Source organism: Mesorhizobium sp. B2-3-10 (assembly GCF_006442275.1).
GTDB classification, from domain to species: Bacteria; Pseudomonadota; Alphaproteobacteria; order Rhizobiales; family Rhizobiaceae; genus Mesorhizobium; species Mesorhizobium australicum.
Genome location: NZ_VFVT01000003.1, coordinates 34,817 through 61,254 on the forward strand (window position 1 = coordinate 34,817; position 26,438 = coordinate 61,254).

The window sequence follows — 26,438 nt, forward strand, 5'->3', positions numbered from 1 at the left end:
CGAAAGCAGGGAAGAAACGATGGAAAAAGCCGAAATCGGGCTGATCGGCCTTGGCACTATGGGCTCCAACCTGGCGCTGAACATCGCCGAGCACGGGCACCGCATCGCCGTCTTCAACCGCACAAGGGCACGCACCGACGCTTTCGTCGAGAATTCCGGTGCGCTCAGGGACATGGTCGTCCCCTGCTACAGCCTGGAGGAACTCACCGCCGCGATCCGGCCGCCGCGTCCGATCATCATCATGGTGCTGGCCGGCAAGCCGGTCGACGAGCAGATCGAAGCGCTGCGTGGCGTGCTGTCCGACAACGATATCGTCATCGATGCCGGCAATGCCAATTTCCGCGATACGATGCGGCGCTTCTCCGAGCTCTCTGGCTCGGGTTTGACCTTCATCGGCATGGGTGTCTCCGGCGGCGAGGAGGGCGCGCGCCACGGACCCTCGATCATGGTCGGCGGCACGGAAGACTCCTGGAAGCGCGTCGAGAAGGTGCTGACCGCGATCTCCGCCAAGTTCAAGGACGAACCTTGCGCCGCATGGCTCGGCACCGACGGCGCCGGGCATTTCGTCAAGACCATCCATAACGGCATCGAATATGCCGACATGCAGATGATCGCCGAAATCTATGGCATCCTGCGTGACGGCCTCGGCATGGGGCCGAAGGAGATCGCCACGGTATTTTCCAACTGGAACAAGGGCCGGCTCAATTCCTACCTGATCGAGATCACCGCCAAGGTGCTCGCCGCCGACGATCCGAAGACCGGCAAGCCGATGGTCGACATCATCCTCGACCGCGCCGGCCAGAAGGGCACTGGCAAATGGTCCGTCATCGAGGCGCAGCAGCTCGGCATTCCGGCGACCGCGATCGAAGCGGCGGTGGCGGCGCGCGTGCTGTCGTCGATCAAGGACGAGCGGCAGGCGGCGGAAAAGGCCTATGGCAATATCGGCGTGGCCAGGATTTCCGGCGACAAGGACGCGCTGCTGAAAGACCTCGAACTGGCGCTGTTCGCCGGCAAGATCGCCGCCTACGCGCAGGGCTTCGCGGTGATGAGCGGCGCTTCGAAGGAGTTCAACTGGAACCTGCCGATGCCGACCATCGCCAAGATCTGGCGCGCCGGCTGCATCATCCGCTCGCAGATGCTCGACACGATGGCCGAGGCTTTCAGTGGTGGCGCTTCCACCAACCTGTTGATGGCGCCTGCCTTCATCAGCCTGATGCAGGAGGCGCATCCGTCGCTGCGGCGCGTCGTGGCGAGGGCTTCCGAAGCCGGCGCGCCGGTGCCTGCACTGTCTTCGGCTCTTGCCTATTTCGACAGCTACCGCCAGGGCCGCGGCACCTCGAACCTGATCCAGGCGCAGCGCGACTTCTTCGGGGCGCATGGTTTCGAGCGCATCGGCGAGCAGGGCGCGTTCCACGGACCGTGGGGCAGCGGCGCGGCTGGCTAGATCACGCTCATGGAGACATCCGGCTTAGCTTGGCTGCCGTGCCGGAATACTTATCGCTCCACATGCGGCTTCTCGATCCCGGGGATGCCGCCGATCTGTTGGGCAAGAAAATCGACCAGCAGCCGGACCCGGGCGATGCCCGCCCGTTCGGGGACGATCAGCATGCTGAGCGGAACCGAAGGCAGCGCATAGTCCGGCAGAATCGCTTCAAGCCGGCCGGACGCCAGGAGATCGCCGACAAGCCATTGGTGGGCGGGCGCAATGCCGCGCCCGGCGAGCAGGGCTTCGCGTGCGGCAAGCCCGTGGTCGACCCGGAGGCGCCCTGCAAACGGCACTGTATGGCGGTTGCCGTCTGGTCCTTGCAGCACAAGGGTGTCGCTGCCGGCAACGTTTGACATCCGGATACCTTCGTGATCGGCCAGGTCCCCGGGACCTTCAGGCCTGCCGCGTTCAGCGAGATAGTCGGGCGCCCCCACGAGCAGTCGCCGGGATTGGCCGAGCGCTCGCAATTTCATGGAACTGTCGGTGAGCGGGCCGAGACGAAGCGCGATGTCGACGCCTTCCATGACGAGGTCGATGCGTTCGTCGGTGAGGCTGAGATCGACGCCGATGTCGCGATAGCGGTCCTGAAACGCGAAGATAAGCCGGCTGACATGCAGCACCCCAATGGCGGCGGTGCAGGAGAGCCGGATCGTGCCCGCGGGCGCCGCGCGCGTGCCGCGAACCTCGTCGCCCGCCTGTTCGACAAGGCGCAGGATCTGCACGCTGTCTGCATAATAGCGGCTGCCCTCATCGGTCATCGTGACACGCCGGGTGGTCCTGCTGAGCAGGGCGACGCCGACGGCCTCCTCCAGTTCCCTCAAATGGCGCGTGACTGTCGACTGGCCGATCCCGAGTTCACGCGCGACCGCCGACAGACTGCCTCGTTCAGCAACGCGCACAAAGGTGCGCATGCGCTCGAGCGTGACAGCTGATTTATCCATTAATCGGCAGAATATTATGCATTCTCGACATGTAGCGGATGATGCGGCTGTTGGCTATCTCAGGGTCAATGTTTCCAACAGAGGATCGACGAATCATGAAAGTCCTACTTGTCTTTGCCCATCCCGAGCCACGGTCGCTCAACGGCACGCTGCGTGACGTCGCCGTCAAGGAACTCACAGCTCAAGGCCACGAGGTTCGGGTGTCCGACCTCTATGCGGACGGTTGGAAATCGGAGGTCGACCGTGCTGACTTCCCCGAGCTTTCGCCAGGCGCGCGGCTGGTGCCGGTGGCTGCCTCCAAACAAGCATACGAATCCAATGCGCTGACCGGAGACGTCAAGACCGAGATCGAGAAGCTGCTTTGGGCCGATGCGCTGATCCTGCAGTTTCCGCTGTGGTGGTTCACCATGCCGGCGATTTTGAAAGGCTGGGTCGATCGGGTCTTCGCCTACGGCTTCGCCTATGGCGTCGGCGAACATAGCGACAAGCGATGGGGTGACCGGTACGGCGAGGGCACACTCGCGGGCAAGCGAGCGATGCTGATTGTGACAGCCGGCGGTTGGGAGGATCATTATTCCCCGCGCGGCGTCAACGGACCGATCGACGACCTGCTGTTCCCGATCAATCACGGAATCCTCTATTATCCGGGGTACGACGTGCTTCCGCCGTTCGTGATCTACAGCGCGGACCGTCTCGATGCAGCTGGCTTCGAGCTTGTCGCCGAGCGCCTGCGCGAACGGATGCGGACACTGGCGACCACTGCGCCTATTCCCTACCGGCGGCAGAATGGTGGCGATTATCTGATCCCGAGCATGCGGCTTCGTGCCGAACTAGGCGATCCGGGAGCAGCCGGCTTCGGACTTCATGTGAACCGCGGGGCTACCGACCAGAACGGTTCCTGGTTTGACGGGATGCATGTGGACTTGCCCGATCAGATCCGGGCAGACGCTCAGTCAGAGCGCCGATAGGCCACGACGCCCTTCGGTTCGCTCAGGCTCTGCAGCGAGCCGGGCGCGGCGCCGCCGATCCAGCCGAGCACCGAGCGGGCGAGTTCGGACCCGGCCAGGCGGAAGTCTTCGTTCACGACCAGCAATTCATGCCTGAACAGATGCAGCAGTTCCGACGACTGCTTCGACACCACGTCGACGTCGCGGCCGAGCTTGAGGCCGGCGTCCTCGATGCCGGCGACGATGGCGAGGGTCGCGGCGGCGGCGCTGCTGACGATGCCGTCCGGCCTGATGTCGCGCCGCATCAGCTGCGCGGTCCTCGTCCTGATCTGTTCGATCGAATGGTCGATCGAAACGGTGTTGAACGGCAGCTCGCTGGCGCCGACTTCGCTCAGCGCATCGGCAAAGCCGTCGACCGTGTGGCGGTAGTAGCTCAAACCCACCGGCGGCGTCACCAAAGCGAGCCGGCGGCGGCCTAGGCCGGCCAGATGGCGCACCGCCTCGGCCGCGAAGGCGTAATTGTCGAAATCATGATAGGGATGCACGAGCCCCATATCGGTGCGGCCGTGGGTCGCGAAGGGAATGCCGCGCTCCAGCATGTAGCGGGCGCGGGGGTCGTTCGGCTGCGTGCGTGAAATGATGACGCCGTCGGCGGAGCCGGTCTCCACGAGATAGCGCACCGGATCCAGCGGATCCTGCGAGCGCGAATAGGGTGTCACGATCAGGTGGTAGGGCGTGTCGGCGATGACTTCCGTGACGCCATAGATGATGTCGGAGACAAAGCTCATGAGTTCGTGCTCAGTGTTGAGCACGAGGCTGATGACATTGGTCTTGCCGGTCCTGAGGCGCACCCCGGCGCGGTTCGGCCGATAGCCGATCTGCTTGGCCACGAGCTGGACTCGGCGTCTGGTCTCGGCGCCGATCTCGGGCGCGTCCTTCAAGGCCCGCGAGACGGTGGTGACGCCGAGCCCGGTCATGAAGGCAAGCGTCTTCAGCGTCGGCCGCTCCTGTGCCGTCGCCCCGTCATCCCTGGCCATGCGCTGTTTGTCCATCCGTCCCGCCCATCAGGCGCATAGCAGCCGCCGGGCAGCCCGGCAATGTTGCGGCCGCTCCCCATGGCGCGTCACCTGCAGTGGAAGCAGTATACTGAAACGTTACAGTTTGTCACGATCGGTGTAAACGGGCGCGGGCGGACGCAAAAAGACGCCGTCAACCGCAGGCCGAAAAAACGTTAGGATTCAGAGGGAAGCGTGCTCTTGGCAAGTTTCTTGCTGCTCTTACCTAGAGAGCGGTGCAGTTTTGCATATTGCGTCGCACAATGCCGCGGCAGCGAGATGATTTTGTTCGCAGCTCGAAAAATGTCAAAGTGACATTCTGCCGGAAGGGGTTGCGTATGGTCTTCAATTGCCGTATCGAAAATCTGTAACGTTTCAGATTTCTGGGAGGAAGCCGAAATGCGATACAAATTCCTGACCGCTGCCTTTGCCGCGACGGTTGCTCTCAACTTTGCCGGGCCGGCGGCCGCGACCGATCTGGAAGTCACCCATTGGTGGACCTCCGGCGGCGAGGCGGCGGCGGTCGCCGAACTCGCCAAGGCATTCGACGCCACCGGCAATCACTGGGTCGACGGCGCCATCGCCGGATCCGGCGGCACGGCGCGGCCGATCATGATCAGCCGCATCACCGGCGGCGATCCGATGGGGGCCACGCAGTTCAATCACGGCAGGCAAGCGGAAGAGCTGGTTCAGGCTGGCCTGATGCGCGATCTCACCGATGTCGCCACCAAGGGCAAGTGGACGGAAGTGGTACGGCCCAAGAGCCTGCTCGATTCTTGCACCATCGACGGCAAGATCTATTGCGTGCCGGTCAACATCCATTCCTGGCAGTGGCTGTGGCTGTCGAACGCGGCGTTCGAGAAGGCCGGCGTGCCGGTGCCGAAGAACTGGAACGAGTATGTGGCCGCCGCTCCGGCGCTGGAGAAGGCAGGCATCGTGCCGCTCGCGGTCGGTGGGCAGGCCTGGCAGGCATCGGGCGCCTTCGACGTGCTGCTTGCCGCGGTCGGCGGAACCGACACCTTCCTCAAGGTCTACAAGGACAAGGACGCCAAGTTCGCAGCCGGTCCTGAAGTCGCCAAGGTGTTCAAAGCGGCCGACGATGCGCGCAAGATGGCCAAGAACACGAATGTGCAGGACTGGAACCAGGCCACCAACATGGTCATCACCGGTAAGGCCGGCGGCCAGATCATGGGTGACTGGGCGCAGGGCGAGTTCCAGGTCGCCGGCAAGACCGCCGGCAAGGATTACACCTGCCTTCCCGGCCTCGGCCTGAACGAGGTCATCGCTACAGGGGGCGACGCCTTCTATTTTCCGCTGCTCAAGGACGCCGACAAGGCCAAGGCGCAGGAGGTGCTGGCCGAGACGCTGCTCGATCCCAAGACCCAGGTCGCCTTCAATCTCAAGAAGGGCTCGCTGCCGGTGCGCGGCGACGTCGATCTCAACGCGGCCAATGACTGCATGAAGAAAGGCCTCGCTATCCTGGCCAAGGGCGCGGTCATCCCATGGACGGACCAGCTGCTCTCGCAGGACAGCCAGAAGCAGAAGGAGGACCTGTTCTCGGAGTTCTTCGCCAAGCCCGACATGAGCCTCGAAGAGGCGCAGAAGCGCTTCGCCGACATCATCGCTTCGGCTGATTGACGACCGACGAGCCGTCCGCTCCCGACCTTGCCAGACAGGGCCGGGAGCCAAGGCGTGCTGACTTTCCGCCCTTATCCGATCCAGCACGGCTGTACCGATGAGCAAGAGCGAACGCCCGAGCCAACTCTTCCGCAATCTCAACGCGAAGGTCGCTTCCATCCCGATGATCCTCACCGCAATGGTGGTCTTTGTCGGCGGCACCGCGTGGACGGTGCTCTATTCCTTCACCAATTCGAAGCTGCTGCCGCGGCTGAATTTCGTCGGGTTCGACCAGTATTACCGGCTGTGGGCGACGCCGCGCTGGCTGATTTCGATCGAGAACCTCTTGATCTACGGTGTGATCTCACTGGTGTTCTCGCTGGTGATCGGTTTTCTGCTGGCGGCCCTGCTCGACCAGAAGATCCGTTTCGAGGACACGTTCCGCACCATCTTCCTCTACCCCTTCGCGCTCTCCTTCATCGTCACCGGCCTTGTCTGGCAATGGCTGCTCAATCCGGATTTCGGCGTCCAGGGCGTGGTACGAAGCCTTGGCTGGACCAGCTTCGATTTCAATCCGCTCTACAATTCCAGCATCGTCATCTACGGCATATCGATCGCGGCGCTTTGGCAAGGCACGGGGCTGATCATGTGCCTGATGCTGGCGGGCCTGCGCGGCATCGACGAGGACATCTGGAAGGCCGCACGGGTGGACGGGATTCCCATGTGGAAGACTTATCTGTTCATCATCATCCCGATGATGCGGCCGGTGTTCATCACCACGCTGGTGATCATCGCGTCCGGCATCGTCAAGGTCTATGACCTCGTCGTCGCGCAGACCAGCGGCGGGCCGGGCATCGCCTCCGAAGTGCCGGCCAAATACGTCTATGACTACATGTTCTTCGCCCAGAATCTCGGCCAGGGCTTTGCCGCCTCGACCATGATGCTGCTGTCGGTGATGATCGTCATCGTGCCGTGGGCCTATCTCGAATTCGGAGGCCGCAAGCGTGTCTGATCATGCCGTCTCCTTGTCCGCCACGTCGTCAAACCTCCGGGCTGGCGCCTCCGGCCCGAGCGGACCAAAGCCGCGGCACATGTTCTCGCGCCGTAACATTTTCCTGTACGGCACGCTCATCGTGGTGGCGCTCTACTATCTCCTGCCGCTCTATGTGATGGTCGTCACCTCGCTGAAGGGCATGCCGGAGATCCGCCTCGGCAACATTTTCTCGCCGCCGCTCGAGATCACCTTCGAGCCCTGGGTCAAGGCGTGGTCGCAGGCCTGCACCGGCCTCAATTGCGACGGGCTTTCGCGCGGGTTCTGGAATTCGGTGCGCATCACCGTTCCCTCGGTGATCCTGTCGATCGCCATCGCCTCGGTGAACGGCTACGCGCTGGCCAACTGGCGCTTCAAGGGCGCCGACACCTTCTTTATCATCCTGATCGTCGGCGCCTTCATTCCCTACCAGGTGATGATCTATCCCATCGTCATCATCCTGCGCGAGATCGGCCTCTATGGCAGCCTTACCGGCCTGGTGATCGTGCATTCCATTTTCGGCATGCCGATCCTGACGCTTCTGTTCCGCAATTATTTCACCTCCATGCCGGAGGAACTGTTCCGGGCGGCGCGCGTCGATGGCGCCGGCTTCTGGGGCATCTACCTGCGCATCATGCTGCCGATGTCACTGCCGATCTTCGTCGTCGCCGTCATCCTGCAGGTGACCGGCATCTGGAACGACTTCCTGTTCGGCGTCGTCTACACCCGTCCCGACACCTATCCGATGACGGTGCAGCTCAACAACATCGTCAATTCGGTGCAAGGCGTGAAGGAATACAACGTCAACATGGCCGCCACCATCCTGACCGGGTTGGTGCCGCTGATCGTCTATTTCATTTCCGGCAAATTGTTCGTGCGCGGCATCGCCGCCGGCGCGGTGAAAGGGTAATGGCGATGGCGGCGAACGGCACCAGCGTTTCGATCCAAGACCTGTCGCTGAACTTCGGCGCGGTCTCGGTGCTGCAGACGCTCAATCTCGATGTCGCCGAAGGCGAGTTCATCGTGCTGCTCGGACCCTCCGGCTGCGGCAAGTCGACCTTGCTCAACTGCATCGCCGGCCTGCTCGACATTTCGGAAGGCCGCATCTTCATCAAGGGCAAGAACGTCACCTGGGAAGAGCCCAAGGACCGCGGCATCGGCATGGTCTTTCAGTCCTATGCGCTCTATCCGCAAATGACGGTGGAGAAGAACCTGTCCTTCGGGCTGCGTGTCGCCGGCATCGCCAAGGACGAGATCGCCAAGCGCATCGCGCGCGCCGCCGAGATCCTGCAGATCGAGCCGTTGCTGCAGCGCAAGCCGGCGGCCCTTTCCGGCGGCCAGCGCCAGCGCGTGGCGATCGGACGGGCGCTGGTGCGCGATGTCGACGTCTTCCTGTTCGACGAACCGCTGTCCAATCTCGATGCCAAGCTGCGTTCAGAGCTGCGCGTCGAGATCAAGCTTCTGCACCGCAAGCTGCAGAACACGATGATCTATGTCACCCACGACCAGATCGAGGCGATGACCCTGGCCGACCGCATCGCGGTGATGAAGGGCGGCGTCATCCAGCAGCTCGACGCGCCGCAGACCATCTACAACCGCCCGGTCAACCGGTTTGTCGCCGGCTTCCTCGGTTCGCCTGCGATGAATTTCGTCGAGGGGCAGCTGGAGACCGGCACGACGGCGGTGTTCAAGACCGGGGATTTGACCATACCGCTCGAGCGCTATGGCTTCGATGGCGCCGGCAACAAGAGCGGGCCTTGCGTGTTCGGGATTCGCCCCGAGCACGTTGCCTTTGGCGAGGCCGCGAATTCCATGCCCTTCGCCACCGATGCCGCCGTCGAGATCGTCGAGCCGATGGGCTCCGATACGCTGGTGTGGACGAAGCTCGGCGGCCGCATTTTTTCCTTCCGTGTCGAGGCGGAAAAAACGCTGCGCAATGGCGACCCGATCAGGATCGGCTTTGATCCTGCCCGCGCCTCGCTGTTCGATACTCCATCCGGCAACCGCATGTAGCTCCCAAGAAAACCATCCTCCCAAGGACAATCCCCAAGCAGAACGGACAAAGACGATGAACTGGTCATTCCAACTTTACAGCGCCCGCAATTTCTTGCCCTGGACCGATGTGCTCGAAATGCTCGGCAAGCTCGGCTATGCCGAGGTCGAAGGGTTCGGCGGCGTCTATGACGATCCCAAGGCCTTCCGCGCCGAGCTCGACAAGAACGGCCTTGCCATGCCGACCGGGCATTTTTCCATCGATGCGCTGGAGAATGATTTCGACGGTGTGCGCCGGATCGCCGAAACGCTCGGCGTCAAGCTTTTGATCTGTCCCTATCTGATGGCCGAGGACAGGCCATCCGACGCCGCCGGCTGGCGCGCCTTTGGCGAGCGCCTGGCCAAGGTCGGCGAGGTCGCCTCGAAGGCCGGCTATGGCTTCGCCTGGCACAACCATGATTTCGAGTTCAAGACACTCGCCGACGGCTCGGTGCCGCAGGACCATATCCTGTCGTCCGCGCCCAATATAGGCTGGGAAATGGACGTCGCCTGGGTAGTGCGCGGCGGCTCCGACCCGCTGCCCTGGATCGAAAAGCAGGGCCAGCGCATCGTCGCCGTCCATGTCAAGGACATGGCGAAGGCGGGCGAGGGGCTGGATGAGGATGGCTGGTCGGATGTCGGCCACGGCACGATCGATTGGGCCGGCCTGATCAAGGTGCTGCGGGCCAAGAGCGCGGCGAAATACTTTGTCATGGAACAGGACAATCCCAACGACATCGAGCGCTTCGCCCGCCGCTCGATCGCAACCGTCAAGAGCTACTAGGAACAACCACCATGGCAAAGAAGCTGGGTACTGGGAAATTGGGTGTTGGCGTCATCGGCTGCGGCAACATCTCGAAGGCGTATTTTTCGCTGGCGCCGTTGTTTCGCGGCATCGAGATGCGCGCCTGCGCCGACATCAACATGGACGCGGCCAGGGCGCGGGCGAAGGAATTCAAGCTGCGCGCCGAGACCGTCGAGGATCTGCTCAAGGCCGACGATATCGACATCATCGTCAACCTGACCATTCCGGCCGTGCATTACGAAGTCTCGAAGCAGGTGCTCGATGCCGGCAAGCATGTCTATTCCGAAAAGCCGTTCGTGCTGTCGCTCAAGGAGGGTCAGGACCTCAAGGCGCGGGCCCAGAAGAGGGGGCTGCGCATAGGCTCGGCGCCGGACACGTTCCTCGGCGGCGCGCACCAGCTGGTGCGCGAACTGATCGACGAGGGGAAGCTTGGCAAGATCACCAGCGGCACTTGCCACGTCATGGGCCACGGCATGGAGCATTGGCACCCCAATCCCGACTTCTTCTTCCAGCCCGGGGCGGGACCAGTGCTGGACATCGGACCGTACTACATCACCAATCTGATCCAGCTGATCGGGCCGGTGAAGCAGGTGGCGGCCTTCGCGACGACCCCGGCCAAGGAACGGACCATCAGCTCAAAGCCGCGCGCGGGCGAAAAAATCCCGGTCAACACGCCGACCACCATCCATGGCCTGCTGGAATTCGAGAACGGCGCCGTGGTGACGCTGAACACCAGCTGGGATGTGTGGGCTCACGGCCACGCGCCGATGGAACTCTATGGCGAGGGCGGGACGGTGTTCGTGCCGGATCCGAACTTCTTCGGCGGCGACGTGCGCTTCACCGAAGAAGGCAAGCCGGTCAAGAAGCTGCCGAAATGGAAGCATCCGCTTGGCGTTCCCAATGAGATGCATGGCCAAGGCATGATGGCCAATTACCGCACGGCGGGCCTGGCCGACATGGCGCTGGCGATCGCCGAAGGGCGGCCGCACCGCTGCTCGATGGAACTCGCGCTGCATGCCGTCGATGTCATGACCGGCCTCCTGCGCTCCGGCGAAACCGGCAAGTTCGTCGCCATGCAGACCACTTGCGAGCGTCCGGCCGCGCTTGGCGTCAAGCATGCCAAGGAGCTGCTGGCCAAGAAGACGTAGTCGCATGGATTATCGATAATTTTGCCTTACCCCTCTCCCCGTTCCTCCGGGGAGGGGGTAAAGGATGGGGTCCGGGCATGCTCATCGCCTCTGCGATGACGGTGCCCTGTCCGTTCAAATTCGAGGATTTCCCCATGCCCTATATCGCCGCTGAAAACCGCTACGAGAAAATGATCTACAACCGCTGCGGTCGGTCCGGCCTCAAGCTGCCGGCGATCTCGCTCGGGCTGTGGCACAATTTCGGCGACGACACGCCGCATCGGACCAAGCAGGCGATCGTGCGAAAGGCCTTCGATCTTGGCATCACCCATTTCGACCTCGCCAACAATTATGGGCCGCCGCCCGGCTCGGCCGAGACGGCTTTCGGCGAGATACTGCGTACTGATTTTGCCGCCTATCGCGACGAACTGATCATCTCGACCAAGGCCGGCTACGAAATGTGGGCCGGCCCCTACGGCGAATGGGGCGGGCGCAAATACATGCTGGCGAGCCTCGACCAGAGCCTGAAGCGAATGGGCCTCGATTATGTCGACATCTTCTACTCGCACCGCTTCGATCCCGATACGCCGCTCGAAGAAACCATGGGTGCGCTCGACCAGGCGGTGCGTTCGGGCAAGGCGCTCTACGCCGGCATCTCGTCCTACAATTCGCAGCGCACCCGCGAGGCCGCCGACATATTGAGGCAACTCGGTACGCCCTGCGTCATCCATCAGCCGAGCTATTCGATGCTGAACCGCTGGGTCGAGGAGGACGGACTGCTCGACACGCTCGAGGGGCTCGGCGTCGGCTCCATCGTGTTCTCGCCGCTGGCGCAAGGCATGCTGACCGACAAATATCTCGGCGGCATTCCCGATGGCAGCCGGGCCTCCCAAGGCAAGTCGCTCAAGACAGCTTTCATCAACGACCGCACCATTGCCAACATCAAGGCGCTCAACGCGATCGCCGGCAAGCGCGGCCAGACGCTGGCCCAAATGGCCTTGGCCTGGGTGCTGCGCAGGGGCCGGGTTACTTCGGCGCTGATCGGCGCCAGCCGGCCCGAGCAGGTCGAGGATTGCGTCGGGGCGCTGAAGGTGCTCGACTTCAGCGACGCCGAACTGGCCGAAATCGATACATACGCGCGCGAGTCCGACATCAACCTGTGGGCTGCTTCCGCCGAACGCAAAGGCCCGCCGAGGAAATAGCTGAAGCCGGCTAATAAAGGCTGGCGGAATTGCTCGCGCCGGCCTTCGCGGATGAAGTCCAGTCAGGGCGTGGCCGGCCTCCCTGAGGCGGCGTTGATCGCCGCGTGGGTCGGCAGGCCAATGGTGCCTGGCACACCCTTGGCTACCCTCGTCGAGATTTCTGCCAATGTGCCCGCGCGTCATCGATTGGCCCGGGACAACAACAGAAGAGTAGCAAAGAGGGCGGTTCGTCGCTATCTGAATGGGATCGGGCCGTTTGCATGCGCAGACAGCCCGCCAACAGTGCAGGACAAGTGGAACAGGACCATGGCGGCAAGGGATGTGCTGACGAAAAACCAGTTGTGCGTGCTCGAGAAACTCGAGATCGCCAGCGGGCCGCTCAGCGCCTACACCTTGCTCGATCAGCTTCGCGAGCGCGGTTTTCGCGCCCCATTGCAGGTCTATCGCGCGCTCGACACGCTGGTGAAATCAGGTTTCGTGCACCGGCTGGAAAGCATTAATTCCTTCGTCGCCTGCGCCGAGCCGCACGACCATAGCCACTCGATGACCGCCTTCGCCATATGCGATACTTGCGGGCAGGTGACCGAAATGTCCGATCACGACGTCGACCACCGGCTGAACGAATGGGTCAACTCGACCGGCTTCGCCGCCAAGAAGGCGGTGATCGAATTTCGCGGGACCTGCGCGAAATGTTTGGCGCAAGCGGCCTGAGGGCCTCGCTAGCGCGTCAGTGTGCCTCGTCCCAGTTGTTGGCGGCCCGCGCGTCGACATGCAGCGGCACCGACATCGAGACCGCCGGCATCGCCGCGTTTTCCATGACATGGCGCACGACGGGGATCGTCGCCTCGACTTCCGCCTCGACCGTTTCGAAGATCAGTTCGTCATGCACCTGCAGGAGCATGCGGGCCGACAGCTTGGCCTTGTCCAAGGCTTCCTCCATGCGGATCATGGCGCGGCGGATGATGTCGGCGGCGGTGCCTTGCAGGCGGGCGTTGATCGAGGCGCGCTCGTTGAACGCGCGCAGCGACGGGTTCGAGGACCTGATGTCGGGATAGTGGATGCGGCGGCCGAAGATCGTTTCGACGAAGCCGTGCTCGCGGGCATAGGCCTTGGTCTCCTCGATATAATCGCGGATGCCGGGAAAGCGCTCGAAGTATTTCTTGATGTAGGCGCTCGCCTCCTCGCGCGGGATCGACAGCTGGTTGGCGAGACCGAAGGCCGAGATGCCATAGATGATGCCGAAATTGATCGCCTTGGCACGGCGGCGCACTTCCGACGGCATACCCTCCACGGGCACGTTGAACATTTCAGACGCTGTGATGGCGTGGATGTCGGCGCCATCCGCAAAGGCCTGCCGCAATTGCGGGATTTCAGCGACATGGGCGAGCACGCGCAGTTCGATCTGGCTGTAGTCGGCTGACACCAGCCGGAGGTTCTTGTCGGTGATGAAGGCGGTCCGGATCTTGCGGCCTTCAGCCGTGCGCACCGGAATGTTCTGCAGGTTCGGGTCGGAAGACGACAGACGGCCCGTCGTCGTCGCGGCGAGCGCGTAGGAGGTGTGGACGCGTTTCGTGTCGGGATTGACGAAGCCGGGCAGGGCGTCGGTGTAGGTCGATTTCAGCTTGGTCAGCTGGCGCCAATCGACGATCTTACGCGGCAGTTCGTGCCCTTCCGCGGCAAGGTCTTCGAGCAGCTGCGCCGAGGTCGACCACTGGCCGGTCTTGGTCTTGGAGCCGCCGGGCAGGCCCATGCGGCCGAACAATATGTCGCCGAGCTGCTTGGGTGAGCCGATGTTGATGCGCTCGCCGATGAGCAGGTAGATTTCCTCCTCGAGCCGGGCCGCACCTTGCGCCAGTTCCCCCGACAGCCGCGACAGGATCTGCCGGTCGACCGAAATGCCGCGCTGTTCCATGCGCGCCAGCACCGGCACCAGTGGCCGCTCCAGGCGTTCATAGACCGAGACCAGGCCCTTGGCGGCAAGCCGGGGCTTCAGCACCCGCCACAGCCGCAACGTCACGTCGGCATCCTCGGCGGCGTGAGCGGTCGCCCTGTCGATATCGACCTGGTCAAAACCGACAGAGTTCTTGCCGGAACCGGTCACGTCCTTGAGTTGAAGGGGTTTATGGCCAAGCCATTTGTCGGCAAGGGCATCCATGCCGTGGCCATGCGGCGTGCCGGCGTCGAGCACGTAGGAGATCAGCATGGTGTCGTCGAACGGCGCGACATCGATGCCGTAGCGGCTCAGGATGACCAGATCATATTTCAGGTTCTGCGCGATCTTCAGCACCGACCTGTCCTCGAACAGGGGTTTGAGGACCGCCAGAGCCTCGCGAAGCGGAACCTGGCTTTCGAGCGTGCCGCCGCCAAGCAGGTCGCCATTGCCGCTCTTGTGGGCGAAGGGAATATAGCCGGCGCGGCCAGGCGCTGTGGCCATGGCCAAGCCGATCAGTTCGGCCTGCATCGGATCGGTCGAGGTGGCCCTGACGTCGAAGGCAGCGATACCGGCCTCCCGCGCCTCCGCGACCCAGGCTTTCAGCGTCGCGATATCGCGGATGCACTGATAGGCCGCGGTATCGATCTTGGCGGTCGCCGCTCTCTCCAGCCGCAATGCGGCCAGGAGGGAAGGGGTGTCACCTTGTTTTGGCGTCTCCGTCGTCTCGATTTCAGCAGCCTGGCCAGGCTCGGAGCCCGTCCCGTTCCGGGCAACGGGCGGTGTTCCGGCGCCGACATCGGGGCCATGTGCATTATCGGCGCGTTCGACGGGCACCGCGACGGCCTGGACGTCGCCGGCCTCGGTGCCGGTCGCTTCCGCCACACGGCGGGTCAGCGAGGTGAACTCCATGGTCTTGAGGAAGCCGATCAGCTTCGGTCCGTCGGGGGCATGCAGGACGAAATCGTCCAATCCTTCTGCCACCGGCACATCGTTCTTCAGCGTCACCAGCTGGCGCGAGATGCGCGCCTTGTCGGCGTTGGCGATGATCGATTCCCGCCTTTTTTCCTGCTTGATCTCGCCGGCGCGGGCGAGCAATCCGTCGAGGTCGCCGAACTGCTCGAGCAGTTGCGCCGCGGTCTTTGGCCCAATGCCGGGCACGCCAGGCACATTGTCGACGGAGTCGCCCGTCAGCGCCTGCAGGTCGATCATCTTTTCCGGCGGCACGCCCCATTTCTCGACGACTTCGGGGATGCCGATCTGCCGGTCCTTCATCGGGTCGTACATGCCGACCGTTTCGCCAACCAGCTGCATCAGGTCCTTGTCGGAGGAGATGATGGTGGTGTCGCCGCCGGCCTCGCAGGCCAGCCGGCAATAGGTGGCGATGAGATCGTCGGCCTCGAAGCCTTCCATCTCGACGCAGGGCAGGTTGAACGCCCTGGTAGCCTGGCGGATCAGGCCGAACTGCGGGATCAGATCCTCGGGCGGAGCCGAACGGTTGGCCTTGTATTCGGGATAAAGGTCGTTGCGGAAGGTTTTCGAGGAATAGTCGAAGATGACGGCGAAATGCGTCGGCACAATGCCCACATCGGTGTTGCGGGCGTCCTGCATCAGCTTCCACAGCATGTTGCAGAAGCCGGAAACGGCACCGACCGGCAGGCCGTCCGACTTGCGGGTCAGCGGCGGCAGCGCGTGATAGGCGCGGAAGATGTAGCCGGAGCCGTCGATGAGAAAGAGATGATCGCCTTTTTTCATGCGGGCAGGGATAGCGCGGCGCGATGGCTTGGTCCATGCCAAAGACAGCGCCAGATACAACACCCTGACAGATCGCGACCTGACGGATCAAAGGCATACAGGCCCGCTCACGGGCACGTTACAAAAGTGTAACGTTGACGCCCTTGAATCGCCACGTTCACAGACCCAAATACACGTCATCGGCAGTTTTCGCCGAAGTCCGGAGCAAGGCCCGTCCCCCGCCTATACCGGACAATTGCGGCAGCCTATCCCCCCTCTCCGGGCTGCCGCATCGTTTCGAGTAAAAGGCCGCCGTGGTTCCCCCTCCACCACGGCGGCATTTTTTTGCCCGCGGCGGCCATCCGGGTCGTGGTCCAATCGTCCCGGGCTTTTCGTTTCGCCGCTCTGCCTTTACGGTTCCGACACTGAACCGAAAGGCTATTGCAAATGTCCGCAGTCTCCCCCGTCCTCGACCGTCTCGACAAGAATCTCGACCAGAGCCTGGAACGGCTCTTCGGCCTGCTCGGGATCAAATCGATCTCCACAGATCCAGCCTACGCCGCCGACTGCCGCAAGGCGGCGGAATGGCTGGTGGCGGAACTCAAACTGATCGGCTTCGACGCCAGCGTGCGCGACACGCCGGGCCACCCGATGGTGGTTGCGCATCATGATGGGCCGGCTGGCGCGCCGCATGTGCTGTTCTACGGCCATTACGACGTGCAGCCGGTCGACCCGATCGAACTGTGGGAAAACGATCCCTTCGCCCCCGCGATCAAGGAGGTCGGACCTGGTCACAAGATCATCACCGGGCGCGGCTCGGCCGACGACAAGGGCCAGCTGATGACCTTCGTCGAGGCATGCCGTGCTTGGAAACAGGTGCACGGCAGCCTGCCGTGCCGGGTCACCATCCTGTTCGAAGGCGAGGAGGAATCCGGCTCGCCCTCGCTGAAGCCGTTCCTCGAAGCCAATGCCGAGGAGCTCAAGGCCGACTTCGCGCTGGTCTGCGATACCAGCATGTGGGACCGCGACACGCCGTCGATCTGCGTCGGGCTACGCGGTCTGGTCGGCGAGGAGATCACGGTGAAGGCCGCCGACCGCGACCTGCATTCGGGCCTGTATGGCGGGGCTGCCGCCAACCCGATCCGCATCCTGGCCAAGGTGCTGGCCGACATCCACGACAAGGACGGCCATATCACCATCCCGGGCTTCTATGACGGCGTCGAGGAAACGCCCTCGCAGGTGCTGAAATCATGGGAGACGCTGGGCGAGACGGCCGAGACCTTCCTTGGGCCTGTCGGCTTGTCGATCCCATCGGGCGAAAAAGGCCGCTCGGTGCTGGAACTGACCTGGGCGCGACCCACCGCCGAATTCAACGGCATCATCGGCGGCTATACCGGCAAGGGTTTCAAGACAGTCATCGCGGCGGAAGCCTCGGCAAAGGTCTCGTTCCGCCTTGTCCACAAGCAGGATCCGGCAAAGATCCGCGCGGCCTTCCAGAAATTCGTCAAGGAACGCATCCCGGCCGATTGTACGGTCGAATTCCATGCTCATGGCGGCTCACCCGCAATCCAGCTCTCTTACGACTCGCCCTTCCTGGCCAAGGCCAAGACGGCGCTTTCCGACGAATGGCCAAAGCCCGCGGTGACGACCGGCAGCGGCGGCTCCATTCCGGTGGTGGGCGACTTCCAGACCTATCTCGGCATGGAATCGCTGCTGGTCGGGTTCGGCCTCGATGACGACCGCATCCACTCGCCCAACGAGAAATACGAGCTCAGCTCCTTCCACAAGGGCCAGCGCTCCTGGGCGCGCATTCTGGATGCGCTGACACGCTGAGCGCGGAAAACACGTTTTCTTGTTGATTTTTCACCGGATCGCGGCGAGGACGGGTAACGCCGCGACCCGGAGAAAACGATGAGCGATATCCGCTTCCATAAAAACGATCTGCCCGACCTTTCGCATTACGATGTCGCGGCGGTGGCGATCGATACGGAGACGCTTGGCCTCAACCCGCACCGAGACCGGCTCTGCGTGGTGCAGATCTCGCCTGGCGACGGCAGCGCCGATGTCATCCAGATCGCGCCGGGCCAGAAGGAAGCACCAAACCTGGTCAAGCTGCTGGCAAACGACAGGGTGACCAAGCTGTTCCACTACGGTCGCTTCGACCTCGCCGTGCTCTACCATGCGTTTGGCGTGATGGCCGAGCCGGTGTTCTGCACCAAGATCGCCTCGCGGCTGACGCGCACTTACACCGACCGGCACGGGCTGAAGGACATCTGTTTCGAGCTTCTCGGCATCGGTCTGTCCAAGGCGCAGCAATCGTCGGATTGGGCGGCCGAAACGCTGTCGCCCGAACAGCTCGAATACGCCGCCTCCGATGTGCTCTATCTGCATCGTTTGCGCGATGCGCTGGCGGGACGGCTGGCGCGCGAGGGCCGCACGAAGGAGGCGGACGCCTGTTTCCGCTTCCTGCCGACGCGGGCCAAGCTTGACCTGATGGGTTGGGACGAAGAGGATATCTTCGCTCACAGCTGAGAAAAGGGATGAGATGGCGGACAGAAAGCCGATATCGAGCGCGCCGACCGATGGCTCCAAGGTCACCGTCACCTGGAAGGACAGCGACGGAGTCCTCAATGAATCCTTAGCGCAATACCGCGACGGCGGCTGGTGGGTCTACACCGACAGCCATACGCAGAAGAAGGTCGAGCCGACCAGCTGGCGGCCCGCTGCCAGCGACGACGACGACCAGTGAGCGCCGCTGGCGAGGCCGGCTGCTTTCGACTAGCCTGAAGCCGTTGATATCGGGGCCGATTCGGAGCCTTCCGCTCCGCACCCGCCCTCTTGCACGGAGGAACCCGCCATGGGCGTCGAAAGCCTTCTCGTCTTCATCCTCATCGGTGCCATCGCCGGCTGGCTCGCCGGTCTCATCGTTTCGGGTTTCGGCTTCGGCCTGATCGGCAACATCATCGTCGGCATTATCGGCGCGTTCATCGCCGGCTGGCTGTTTCCGCGCATCGGCTTCTCGATCGATGGTGGCATCATCGCCTCCATAATCCACGCCACGATCGGCGCCATCATCCTTTTGGTTCTGGTCAGGGTGCTGAAACGAGCCTGAGGTTCGGCACGACAAAAGGCGCGCCATGAAGCAGAATACGCTCTATCTCATCATTGGCGCGCTCATCGTCGTGGTCGTCGCGCTGGGCGCCTACGTCTACCGCGAGCAGGCCAGGCCGAAAGGCGTCGAACTCAAGATCGACGACAAGGGCATTTCAATCCAGCAGAACTGAACCCGCCGGGATCCAGGAGCGTGACATGGGGGCTTCCGACGCGTGGCAGAGCGGAGAGCGGCCCAGGATTACCGTGGCGGAATGGGAGAGGCTGAACCGGCCGCCACGACGCGAGGCGTTGCTGCGCTATTACTGGCGGACTTTTCGCTTCCTGAGGACATCCGCGCCGGTTAGCGAATTGCAGGGACGACAGCAATCGTTCCGTGACGCGGTCGTCGCCAGCGTTGCCTTCAACCGGCCTGATGTGATCGCATGGCAGATCCACCTCGTGCGCCGACACCTGGCCGAGCACGAGAGCTATATCGTCTTCGACAACAGCAAGAAGGAGGAGGCGAGGGAAGCCATCCGCGACCTCTGCCTGCGCCAGCACGTCCCCTATGTAGCGTTGCCGAGGAACAGGCTGACGGTCAGCAGATCGCACGGCCAGGCGCTCAACTGGATCGTGCGCAATTTCATGACCGGCTTGGCCCCGAAGGTCTTCGGCTTCATCGACCATGACATCTTTCCGACGGAATCTTTTTCAATCCGCGACCGGCTGAAGGGCAAGAGCGTCTACGGCAGTGTCCGGCGCGACACTCCGACGCCGGGCGGCTGGTTCTTGTGGCCCGCCTTCTGTTTTTTCGACGGAAGCCTGTTGCGGCAGCGGCTGGATTTCGCGCCGAGCTACAAATTCCGTATGGACTCGGGTGGCGGCAACTGGCCGCTGCTCTACCGCACGATCGACCAGGCGCTGGTCAGATTTACCGAGAACAAGTTGCTGCGCTGCGGCGAGGGCGATGACGAGCACGAGGATTTCTTCATGTCGGTCGACGGCTGGCTGCATGTAACCAATGCCTCGAACTGGCGAAGGCAGCCGGTTGACAGGCGCGAACAACTTGTCGCCTTGTTGCGGCAAGCTGCGGGTCCTGACCAGCTGGATGTGAAGTTCGAGCCGATCTAGAAGGATCGGGGTCCGTCGACCGCTCGAACAATGTCGTTGCGGTCACCTGCGAGGAGCAGGCGCTGGCCTTCTATCCGCCGGCGTCGATTGTCGGAACGGCAGGCTCGGGGATCGAGCCAGGCTTGGCGCGCTTTTAAGCGCAGGCCGGGCGCCGGCCGTTTCCCGGTGGCGAACCGACGGTGTCGGAGAGAAGAGGATTAACAAATCCCTACGGAATTCAGAGGTTTGGCCGAAGGCCTGCTTAACCCGCCCTTAAATCGCCGCATCTACTCTTCAACCCGAGCGCCATTGGCACCGGGGACATCAAGCGCAGCGCATGGCGAACCGCAGAGACAGTCGCATCGAGCCCAGCTTCGAGGGACCGCCGCGAGCGAGATCCCAGACGGGTCTTTCGGTGAGCGAGGAGGACCGCGTCGTGCCGAGCAACCGCAAAGCCTCCGCCAAACGCAAATCATCGAAGGCGAAATCGCCGCGGGGGAGGCGCGGCGGAGGCGGGCGCGGGCTGTTCGGCGTGCTCGGCCGGCTGTTCTACTGGTGCTTCGTGCTCGCCATCTGGGGCGGCATCGCGGTGGCCGGCGTCGTCATCTACTATGGCGCCAAGATGCCGGCGGCCACGACCTGGTCGATCCCCGATCGTGCGCCCAACATCAAGATCGTCTCGGCCGATGGACAATTGCTGGCCAATCGCGGCATGAGCGGCGGCGAGGCGGTCGGCCTGCACGAAATGTCCCCCTATATTCCCGAGGCGGTGATCGCCATCGAGGACCGCCGTTTCTATTCGCATTTCGGTGTCGATCCGATCGGCCTGTCGCGCGCCATGGTCACCAACCTCATCGGCGGGCATTTCTCGCAAGGCGGTTCGACGCTGACGCAGCAATTGGCCAAGAACCTGTTCCTGACGCCGGACCGTACGCTGGAGCGTAAAGTGCAGGAGGTGCTGCTGGCCCTATGGCTCGAGCACAAGCACAGCAAGGACCAGATACTCGAAATGTACCTCAACCGGGTCTATTTCGGCTCCGGCGCCTATGGCGTCGAGGCGGCCTCGCGGCGCTATTTCGGCAAGAGCGCGCGCGACGTCACGCTGTCCGAAGCCGCCCTGCTTGCCGGCCTCTTGAAGGCGCCCTCGCGGCTGTCGCCGGCGCGCGATCCCAAGGCCGCCGAGGAGCGTTCGCAGCTGGTGCTCGGCGCCATGCGCGAGGAGGGCAAGATCAGCGAAAAGGAGCTGAAAACGGCGCTCAGCGCACCGGCGACGCGCTCGCCATCCTACTGGACGGGTTCGGAAAACTATGTCGCCGACACCATCATGGAAGAATTGCCCGACCTGATCGGCGACGTGCGCGGCGATATCGTCATCGATTCTACCGTGGACCTGAACCTGCAGAAACTTGCCGAAAAGTCGATACGCCGGCTGATCGACGACAGCGGCAAGAAGCTCAACGTCACCCAGGGCGCGCTGGTATCGATCGACGATTCCGGCGCGGTACGCGCCATGGTCGGCGGCTACGACTATTCGACCAGCCAGTTCGACCGTGCCTCGGAGGCGCGCCGGCAGCCGGGCTCGGCGTTCAAGCCGTTTGTCTATATGGCGGCACTTGAAGCCGGCCGCACGCCTGACAGCATCCGCAACGATGCGCCGATCAAGATCGGCAACTGGACGCCGGACAATTACGGCGGCAAGTATTTTGGCAAGGTCACCTTGGCGACAGCGCTGGCAAAATCGCTGAACTCGGTTGCCGCGCAGCTGACCATGGAAGTCGGCCCGAACGCGGTGGTGGAAGCCGCGCACCGCATGGGCATCCAGTCCGACCTGCAGGCCAACACCTCGATCGCGCTCGGCACCTCGGAAGTGACGCCACTGGAGCTGACTTCGGCCTATGTGCCCTTCGCCAATGGCGGCTACAAGCCGGACATCCATTTCATCCGCCGCGTGACGACGTCAGACGGCAAGGTGCTCTACGACAGCGCCGGCGGCAGCGCACCGCGCGTGATCAAGCCCGAGATCGTCGGCATGATGAATTCGATGATGACCGGCACGGTCGAGGTCGGCACCGCCAGGAAGGCGGCTTTCGCCTGGCCGTCGGCCGGCAAGACCGGCACCAGCCAGAATTCGCGCGACGCCTGGTTCGTCGGCTATACCGCCAATCTGACCACCGGCGTATGGTTCGGCAACGACGATGGCACGGCGATGAAGAAGGTCACCGGCGGCGCGCTGCCGGCGCAGGCCTGGCACGAGTTCATGGTCGCCGCGCATGAGGGCGTGTCCGTGCGGCCGCTGCCCGGCACCTGGAAATCGACGCCGGCCGACACCATCGTCCCCGACGAGATTCCCTCGGCCAGCACCAACCAGCCGGCACCGGTTCCGTCGGCGTCCGTCGGCCAGCAGCCGCCGGCCGCGCAGGCGACAGCACCGGCAACGCCGGTCCGTGCGGCGCGGCCTGCCCAGACCGTCGATGCCGATGGCTTCGATATGCCGGCGGATGACGGCACCACCGCTTCGGTCGGACATCCGGTGCCGCCAGGCAGCGTCGGCGGTCGGCTCAAGAAACGGCAGACGTCGATCCTGGATATCCTTGGCGGCGGCTGAGCAGCCGGCTGGCGGCGTCAATCCGCCTCTCGCCACCTCAGCGGCATTCGGCTACATGTCCAGCCCGGAGACCGCGACATGACCGAGACCGACACCAGAAAAACCATCGTGCTGACCGGCGCCAGCCGCGGTATCGGCCATGCCACTGTCAAGCGCTTTTCGCGCGAGGGCTGGCGCGTCATCACCTGCTCACGCCAGGCCTTTGCCGAGGATTGCCCGTGGCCGGCAGGGCCGGAAGATCACATCAAGGTCGATCTCGCAGACCAGGAAGATGTCGGTATTGCGGTCTCGGAAATCCGCCATCGGCTGGAAGCGCATGGTGGCCAGTTGCACGCGCTGGTCAACAATGCAGGCATTTCGCCCAAGCTCAAGGACGGCAACAGCCGCATGAACTCGATCGACACGCCGATGCATGTCTGGCGCGACGTGTTCCAGGTCAATTTCTTCGCGCCGATCATGCTGGCGCGCGGCCTGTTCAAGGAATTGGCGGCGGCCAGGGGCTCGATCGTCAATGTGACGTCGATCGCCGGCACCCGCGTGCATCCCTTCGCCGGCACCGCCTATGCGACCTCGAAGGCCGCGCTCGGCTCGCTGACGCGCGAGATGGCGCATGATTTCGGCCCGCACGGCATCCGTGTCAACGCCATCGCGCCAGGCGAGATCGACACCGCGATCCTGTCGCCGGGCACGGAAAAAATCGTCGAGACCATCCCACTGCGGCGCCTGGGCACCACGGCTGAGGTCGCCGACATCATCTTCTTCCTGTGCTCGAGCCAAGCGTCCTACGTGACCGGCTCGGAAATCCACATCAATGGCGGCCAGCACGTGTGAACTGATCGAGCCAAGGCCCGCTAATCTGGCCAGCGTGACAACAGCCTTCGCAGTTCATTCGTGGCTTGATCAACGCGCCTGTGGGCAGCGCCGGCTCAGGCAGCGGACGGTTCAGCGACCCGCGGCTTGTGGCCAAGCACCTCTTCGACAATGCCGCGCGCGATCTCGCGTTCGCCCATGATCACCGTATCGGCGCCGAGCCCCTTGAGATGCTCGACCTCGGCGTCGGAGTGGGCGCGGGCGACGACGTTGATGTTGGGATTGGCGGCGCGTGCCCGCAGCACGATCTGGCCGGCCTCGAACGCGTTGGGAATGGCAAGGATCAGCCGCGTGGCGCCTTCGGGATTGGCGGCGGCGAAGACTTCGGCGTTGGCGGCGTTGCCGGCGACGGTTTCGATGCCGTCCGTTTTCAGCTTCGCCAGCGTCTTGTCGGCATCCTCGATGACCAGGAAAGGCCGTGCTGCTTCTTTCAACGCGGCGCCGACGAGGCCGCCGACGCGGCCGTAGCCGATCAGGATGGCATGACCGGTGAGCACCGTCCTTGGTGGCGGGCCGTCTTCCTTTTTGGATGCCACGGCGACCGAGGCGACATGGCCCGGTTCCGTCGCAGGACCAACCGGCTTGGCGTCCGCCGGCGGCGCCGTCCTGGCAGCGCGGGCCTCGAGCCACGGCTTCATCCAATCGATGACCAGGAACATCAGCGGGTTGAGCACGATCGACAGGATGGCGCCGGCCAAGATGAGGTCCCGTCCCTGTTCGGGCAGAAGCTTCAGCCCGACGCCGAGTTCGGCCAGGATGAAAGAGAATTCGCCGATCTGGGCGAGGCTGGCCGAAATCATCAAGGCCGTGGCCAGCGGATAGCCGAAGGCGACGACGATGACGAACGCCGCCAGCGACTTGCCGATGACGATGATGGCCAGCGTCGCCAGGATCGGCAGGCCGTTGCTGAACAGGCTGAACGGGTCGAACAGCATGCCGACGGAGACGAAGAACAGCACCGAGAAAGCATCTCGCAGCGGCAGCGATTCTTCCGCGGCACGGTGGCTGAGCTCGGATTCGCTCATGATCATGCCGGCGAAGAAGGCGCCCAGCGCCAGCGAGACGCCGAACAGTTTTGCCGCGCCGAAGGCGACGCCGAGCGCTATTGCCAGCACCGAGAGGCGGAACAGTTCGCGCGACCCGGTATGGGCAACGTAGTGCAGGATCCAGGGAATGACCCTGCGGCCGACCACCAGCATGACGACGACGAAAGCGGCGACCTTCGCCAGCGTCATGCCGACGACACCCCAGATGCCGTAACTGGCCGGCAGCGCCAGCAGGCCGCTCGAATGGGCATCGGCCGGTTCCTGGCCGCCGAGTACGCCGGCAAGGGCCGGCAACAGCACCAGCGCCAGCACCATGGCCAGATCCTCGACGATAAGCCAGCCAACGGCGATGCGGCCGCGCTCGGTCTCGATCAAGCGGCGTTCCTGAAGCGCGCGCAGCAGCACCACGGTCGAGGCGACCGATAGCGCCAGGCCAAACACCACGCCCGCCCCCATCGACCAGCCGAGCATCCAGGACAGCCCGGCGCCGAGCGCCGTGGCAAAGCCGATCTGGACAATGGCTCCCGGCACGGCAATGGCGCGGACCGACAGAAGGTCCTTCAGCGAAAAATGCAGGCCGACGCCGAACATCAGGAGGATGACGCCGATTTCGGCCAATTCGTTGGCAAGGCCGGCGTCGGCGACAAAACCGGGTGTGTTCGGCCCAACCAGCACGCCGGCTACGAGATAGCCGACCAGTGGCGGAATGCGGAACCGATTGGCGAGGGCGCCGAAGACGAAAGCCAGCCCCAGACCGGCGACGATGGTGGCGATAAGGGGCGTGTCATGCGGCATTGTCTATGGAGCGCCTTTCAAGCCAGCGATGTCGGATATGCGCCGCCCTAAGCCGCCGCCTGTTTGCAATATGGTGGACGGGGTGTCGGCGATGCAACCCGCAAAGCCGCGAATCAACGTCGAGACGGCAAAAACCTGACCGGCAGCTGAGTGACTGCCGGTCAGGTGCTTGGGTTCAGTGGCGACCGTGCTGCGACCCGATGGGCGCCTTCGCCGCGCGTGGTCAGGCTGCCTGCAGCAATGCCTCGATCTCGAAAATGGCGTGGTTGGTCATGGTCTTCGGGATTTCGGCCGTCACCTTGTCGCCAACCTCCTTATGCAGCTTCTTGCGCATCGCGCCGAGCACCATGGGCGGGGCGACAAGCACAAGGCTGTCGAATGCACCCTCATGTGCAAGCTTGTAGAGGCGGGCGGCAATCTCCTCGGCGAAGCGTTCCTTGCCGATGCGATGCCAGTCGGTCTCCTCGACCGCGCTGCGATGCACGGATGGGCCGTCATTGTATCGACCGGGGCTGTCGCTTCCCTGTTCGCGTGTGGGCGGGTTCTCCTGTTCCATCACCTGCACGACTTCAAGGTTGGGAAACTTGGTGTCGCCGGCGTTCTTGAGCAGGAGCGCCTTTTCGCCGTCGGCCACCAAAACCCAAATGCCATGCTTCAGTTTGATCGTGTTCATAGGGACGCTCCTTGTTGAGTGGTGGCTATACCGGGAACGCATTTTGACCCGTCAACGTTCCACCCGAACGGAGCACCGAGTGGCCGTGCAGACAGGCGCTGAAGACGAAATCACCACCGGACGACTTTAATCTACTGAATTGGTAGAAATTAGAAAAAACTGTTTTGTGGGATCGGTCGCCGGCAGCTAAAAGTGCCTGAAATCAAGGCGCGTTTCAGCAGCCCGGGCGCTCCCGGTGCATGGGCATGGAATATTTTTCTCCTGCCCTTCGCGGTTGCGGAAAAGCGATTGCCTGCCATCACCGGATGCGCGAGTGCTTTGCTTCTGCTTTTTTACGCTTG

General features: G+C 63.3%; 23 protein-coding genes. 18 read left to right on the plus strand and 5 right to left on the minus strand.

Features of this window, described 5'->3' with window-relative positions; genetic code table 11:
- Positions 1-19: 19 nt before the first annotated feature.
- A complete protein-coding gene (gndA, locus tag FJ943_RS09810; protein WP_140721107.1) occupies positions 20-1,444 on the plus strand; it encodes an NADP-dependent phosphogluconate dehydrogenase in 1,425 nt (474 codons plus the stop codon).
- Positions 1,445-1,494: 50 nt separating this feature from the next.
- Here gndA and FJ943_RS09815 read toward each other — a convergent pair whose 3' ends face one another.
- Positions 1,495-2,427 (minus strand): LysR family transcriptional regulator, encoded by a 933-nt coding sequence (locus tag FJ943_RS09815; protein ID WP_140618917.1) that lies wholly within the window; start codon positions 2,425-2,427, stop codon positions 1,495-1,497.
- 95 nt (positions 2,428-2,522) lie between these two features.
- On the opposite strand from FJ943_RS09815, the gene FJ943_RS09820 reads away from it, so the two are divergent.
- The gene (locus FJ943_RS09820; protein ID WP_140721110.1) at positions 2,523-3,395 is read left to right on the plus strand and encodes an NAD(P)H-dependent oxidoreductase; all 873 of its coding nucleotides are present in this window, start codon (positions 2,523-2,525) and stop codon (positions 3,393-3,395) included.
- Here FJ943_RS09820 and FJ943_RS09825 read toward each other — a convergent pair.
- On the minus strand, positions 3,377-4,426 hold the full coding sequence (locus tag FJ943_RS09825) for a LacI family transcriptional regulator (RefSeq protein WP_140721113.1): 1,050 nt from the start codon (positions 4,424-4,426) through the stop codon (positions 3,377-3,379). The genes FJ943_RS09820 and FJ943_RS09825 overlap by 19 nt on opposite strands.
- A gap of 402 nt (positions 4,427-4,828) precedes the next feature.
- Here FJ943_RS09825 and FJ943_RS09830 point away from each other — a divergent pair, with 402 nt between their 5' ends.
- The 8 genes from FJ943_RS09830 (at position 4,829) to FJ943_RS09865 (ending at position 12,952) form a co-directional block, all read left to right on the plus strand.
- Positions 4,829-6,067: an ABC transporter substrate-binding protein gene (locus FJ943_RS09830; protein ID WP_015315675.1), complete on the plus strand. Its 1,239-nt coding sequence runs from the start codon at positions 4,829-4,831 to the stop codon at positions 6,065-6,067.
- Between the two features lie 97 nt (positions 6,068-6,164).
- On the plus strand, positions 6,165-7,058 hold the full coding sequence (locus FJ943_RS09835; RefSeq protein WP_140713179.1) for a sugar ABC transporter permease: 894 nt from the start codon (positions 6,165-6,167) through the stop codon (positions 7,056-7,058).
- A complete protein-coding gene (locus FJ943_RS09840; protein WP_140721116.1) occupies positions 7,051-7,986 on the plus strand; it encodes a carbohydrate ABC transporter permease in 936 nt (311 codons plus the stop codon). The genes FJ943_RS09835 and FJ943_RS09840 overlap by 8 nt, the downstream gene beginning before the upstream one ends.
- A 5-nt stretch (positions 7,987-7,991) precedes the next feature.
- Entirely contained in the window at positions 7,992-9,089 is a 1,098-nt protein-coding gene (locus tag FJ943_RS09845) for an ABC transporter ATP-binding protein (protein WP_140619015.1), read from the plus strand.
- A 55-nt stretch (positions 9,090-9,144) separates the two neighbouring features.
- On the plus strand, positions 9,145-9,891 hold the full coding sequence (locus FJ943_RS09850) for a sugar phosphate isomerase/epimerase (protein ID WP_015315679.1): 747 nt from the start codon (positions 9,145-9,147) through the stop codon (positions 9,889-9,891).
- Positions 9,892-9,902: 11 nt separating this feature from the next.
- On the plus strand, positions 9,903-11,060 hold the full coding sequence (locus FJ943_RS09855) for a Gfo/Idh/MocA family oxidoreductase (protein ID WP_140721119.1): 1,158 nt from the start codon (positions 9,903-9,905) through the stop codon (positions 11,058-11,060).
- Positions 11,061-11,194: 134 nt separating this feature from the next.
- Entirely contained in the window at positions 11,195-12,241 is a 1,047-nt protein-coding gene (mgrA, locus tag FJ943_RS09860) for an L-glyceraldehyde 3-phosphate reductase (RefSeq protein WP_140721916.1), read from the plus strand.
- A 306-nt stretch (positions 12,242-12,547) separates the two neighbouring features.
- Positions 12,548-12,952, plus strand: coding sequence for a Fur family transcriptional regulator (locus FJ943_RS09865; RefSeq protein ID WP_015315682.1), 405 nt, complete (start codon positions 12,548-12,550; stop codon positions 12,950-12,952).
- 16 nt (positions 12,953-12,968) lie between these two features.
- Here FJ943_RS09865 and polA read toward each other — a convergent pair whose 3' ends face one another.
- Positions 12,969-15,926 (minus strand): DNA polymerase I, encoded by a 2,958-nt coding sequence (polA, locus tag FJ943_RS09870; protein WP_181174533.1) that lies wholly within the window; start codon positions 15,924-15,926, stop codon positions 12,969-12,971.
- Between the two features lie 426 nt (positions 15,927-16,352).
- On the opposite strand from polA, the gene FJ943_RS09875 reads away from it, so the two are divergent.
- The 8 genes from FJ943_RS09875 (at position 16,353) to FJ943_RS09910 (ending at position 23,544) form a co-directional block, all read left to right on the plus strand.
- Complete coding sequence (locus tag FJ943_RS09875) at positions 16,353-17,738, plus strand: M20/M25/M40 family metallo-hydrolase (RefSeq protein ID WP_023770650.1); 1,386 nt, start codon at positions 16,353-16,355, stop codon at positions 17,736-17,738.
- Between the two features lie 78 nt (positions 17,739-17,816).
- Positions 17,817-18,437, plus strand: a complete 621-nt coding sequence (locus FJ943_RS09880) for a ribonuclease D (RefSeq protein WP_140661691.1) — start codon at positions 17,817-17,819, stop codon at positions 18,435-18,437.
- Positions 18,438-18,450: 13 nt separating this feature from the next.
- The gene (locus FJ943_RS09885) at positions 18,451-18,654 is read left to right on the plus strand and encodes a hypothetical protein (protein ID WP_140661692.1); all 204 of its coding nucleotides are present in this window, start codon (positions 18,451-18,453) and stop codon (positions 18,652-18,654) included.
- A 108-nt stretch (positions 18,655-18,762) separates the two neighbouring features.
- A complete protein-coding gene (locus tag FJ943_RS09890; protein ID WP_140721125.1) occupies positions 18,763-19,017 on the plus strand; it encodes a GlsB/YeaQ/YmgE family stress response membrane protein in 255 nt (84 codons plus the stop codon).
- Positions 19,018-19,042: 25 nt separating this feature from the next.
- The gene (locus FJ943_RS09895) at positions 19,043-19,189 is read left to right on the plus strand and encodes a hypothetical protein (RefSeq protein ID WP_140661693.1); all 147 of its coding nucleotides are present in this window, start codon (positions 19,043-19,045) and stop codon (positions 19,187-19,189) included.
- A 25-nt stretch (positions 19,190-19,214) separates the two neighbouring features.
- The gene (locus FJ943_RS09900) at positions 19,215-20,129 is read left to right on the plus strand and encodes a hypothetical protein (RefSeq protein ID WP_140721128.1); all 915 of its coding nucleotides are present in this window, start codon (positions 19,215-19,217) and stop codon (positions 20,127-20,129) included.
- A gap of 316 nt (positions 20,130-20,445) precedes the next feature.
- On the plus strand, positions 20,446-22,713 hold the full coding sequence (locus FJ943_RS09905) for a transglycosylase domain-containing protein (protein WP_140721131.1): 2,268 nt from the start codon (positions 20,446-20,448) through the stop codon (positions 22,711-22,713).
- A 78-nt stretch (positions 22,714-22,791) separates the two neighbouring features.
- Positions 22,792-23,544, plus strand: coding sequence for an SDR family oxidoreductase (locus FJ943_RS09910; protein WP_140721133.1), 753 nt, complete (start codon positions 22,792-22,794; stop codon positions 23,542-23,544).
- Between the two features lie 95 nt (positions 23,545-23,639).
- On the opposite strand, the gene FJ943_RS09915 is transcribed toward FJ943_RS09910, so the two are convergent.
- Both FJ943_RS09915 and FJ943_RS09920 read right to left on the minus strand, forming a co-directional pair.
- On the minus strand, positions 23,640-25,424 hold the full coding sequence (locus tag FJ943_RS09915) for a cation:proton antiporter (protein ID WP_140721136.1): 1,785 nt from the start codon (positions 25,422-25,424) through the stop codon (positions 23,640-23,642).
- A 223-nt stretch (positions 25,425-25,647) separates the two neighbouring features.
- Entirely contained in the window at positions 25,648-26,097 is a 450-nt protein-coding gene (locus FJ943_RS09920; RefSeq protein WP_015315693.1) for a host attachment protein, read from the minus strand.
- Positions 26,098-26,438: the final 341 nt, after the last annotated feature.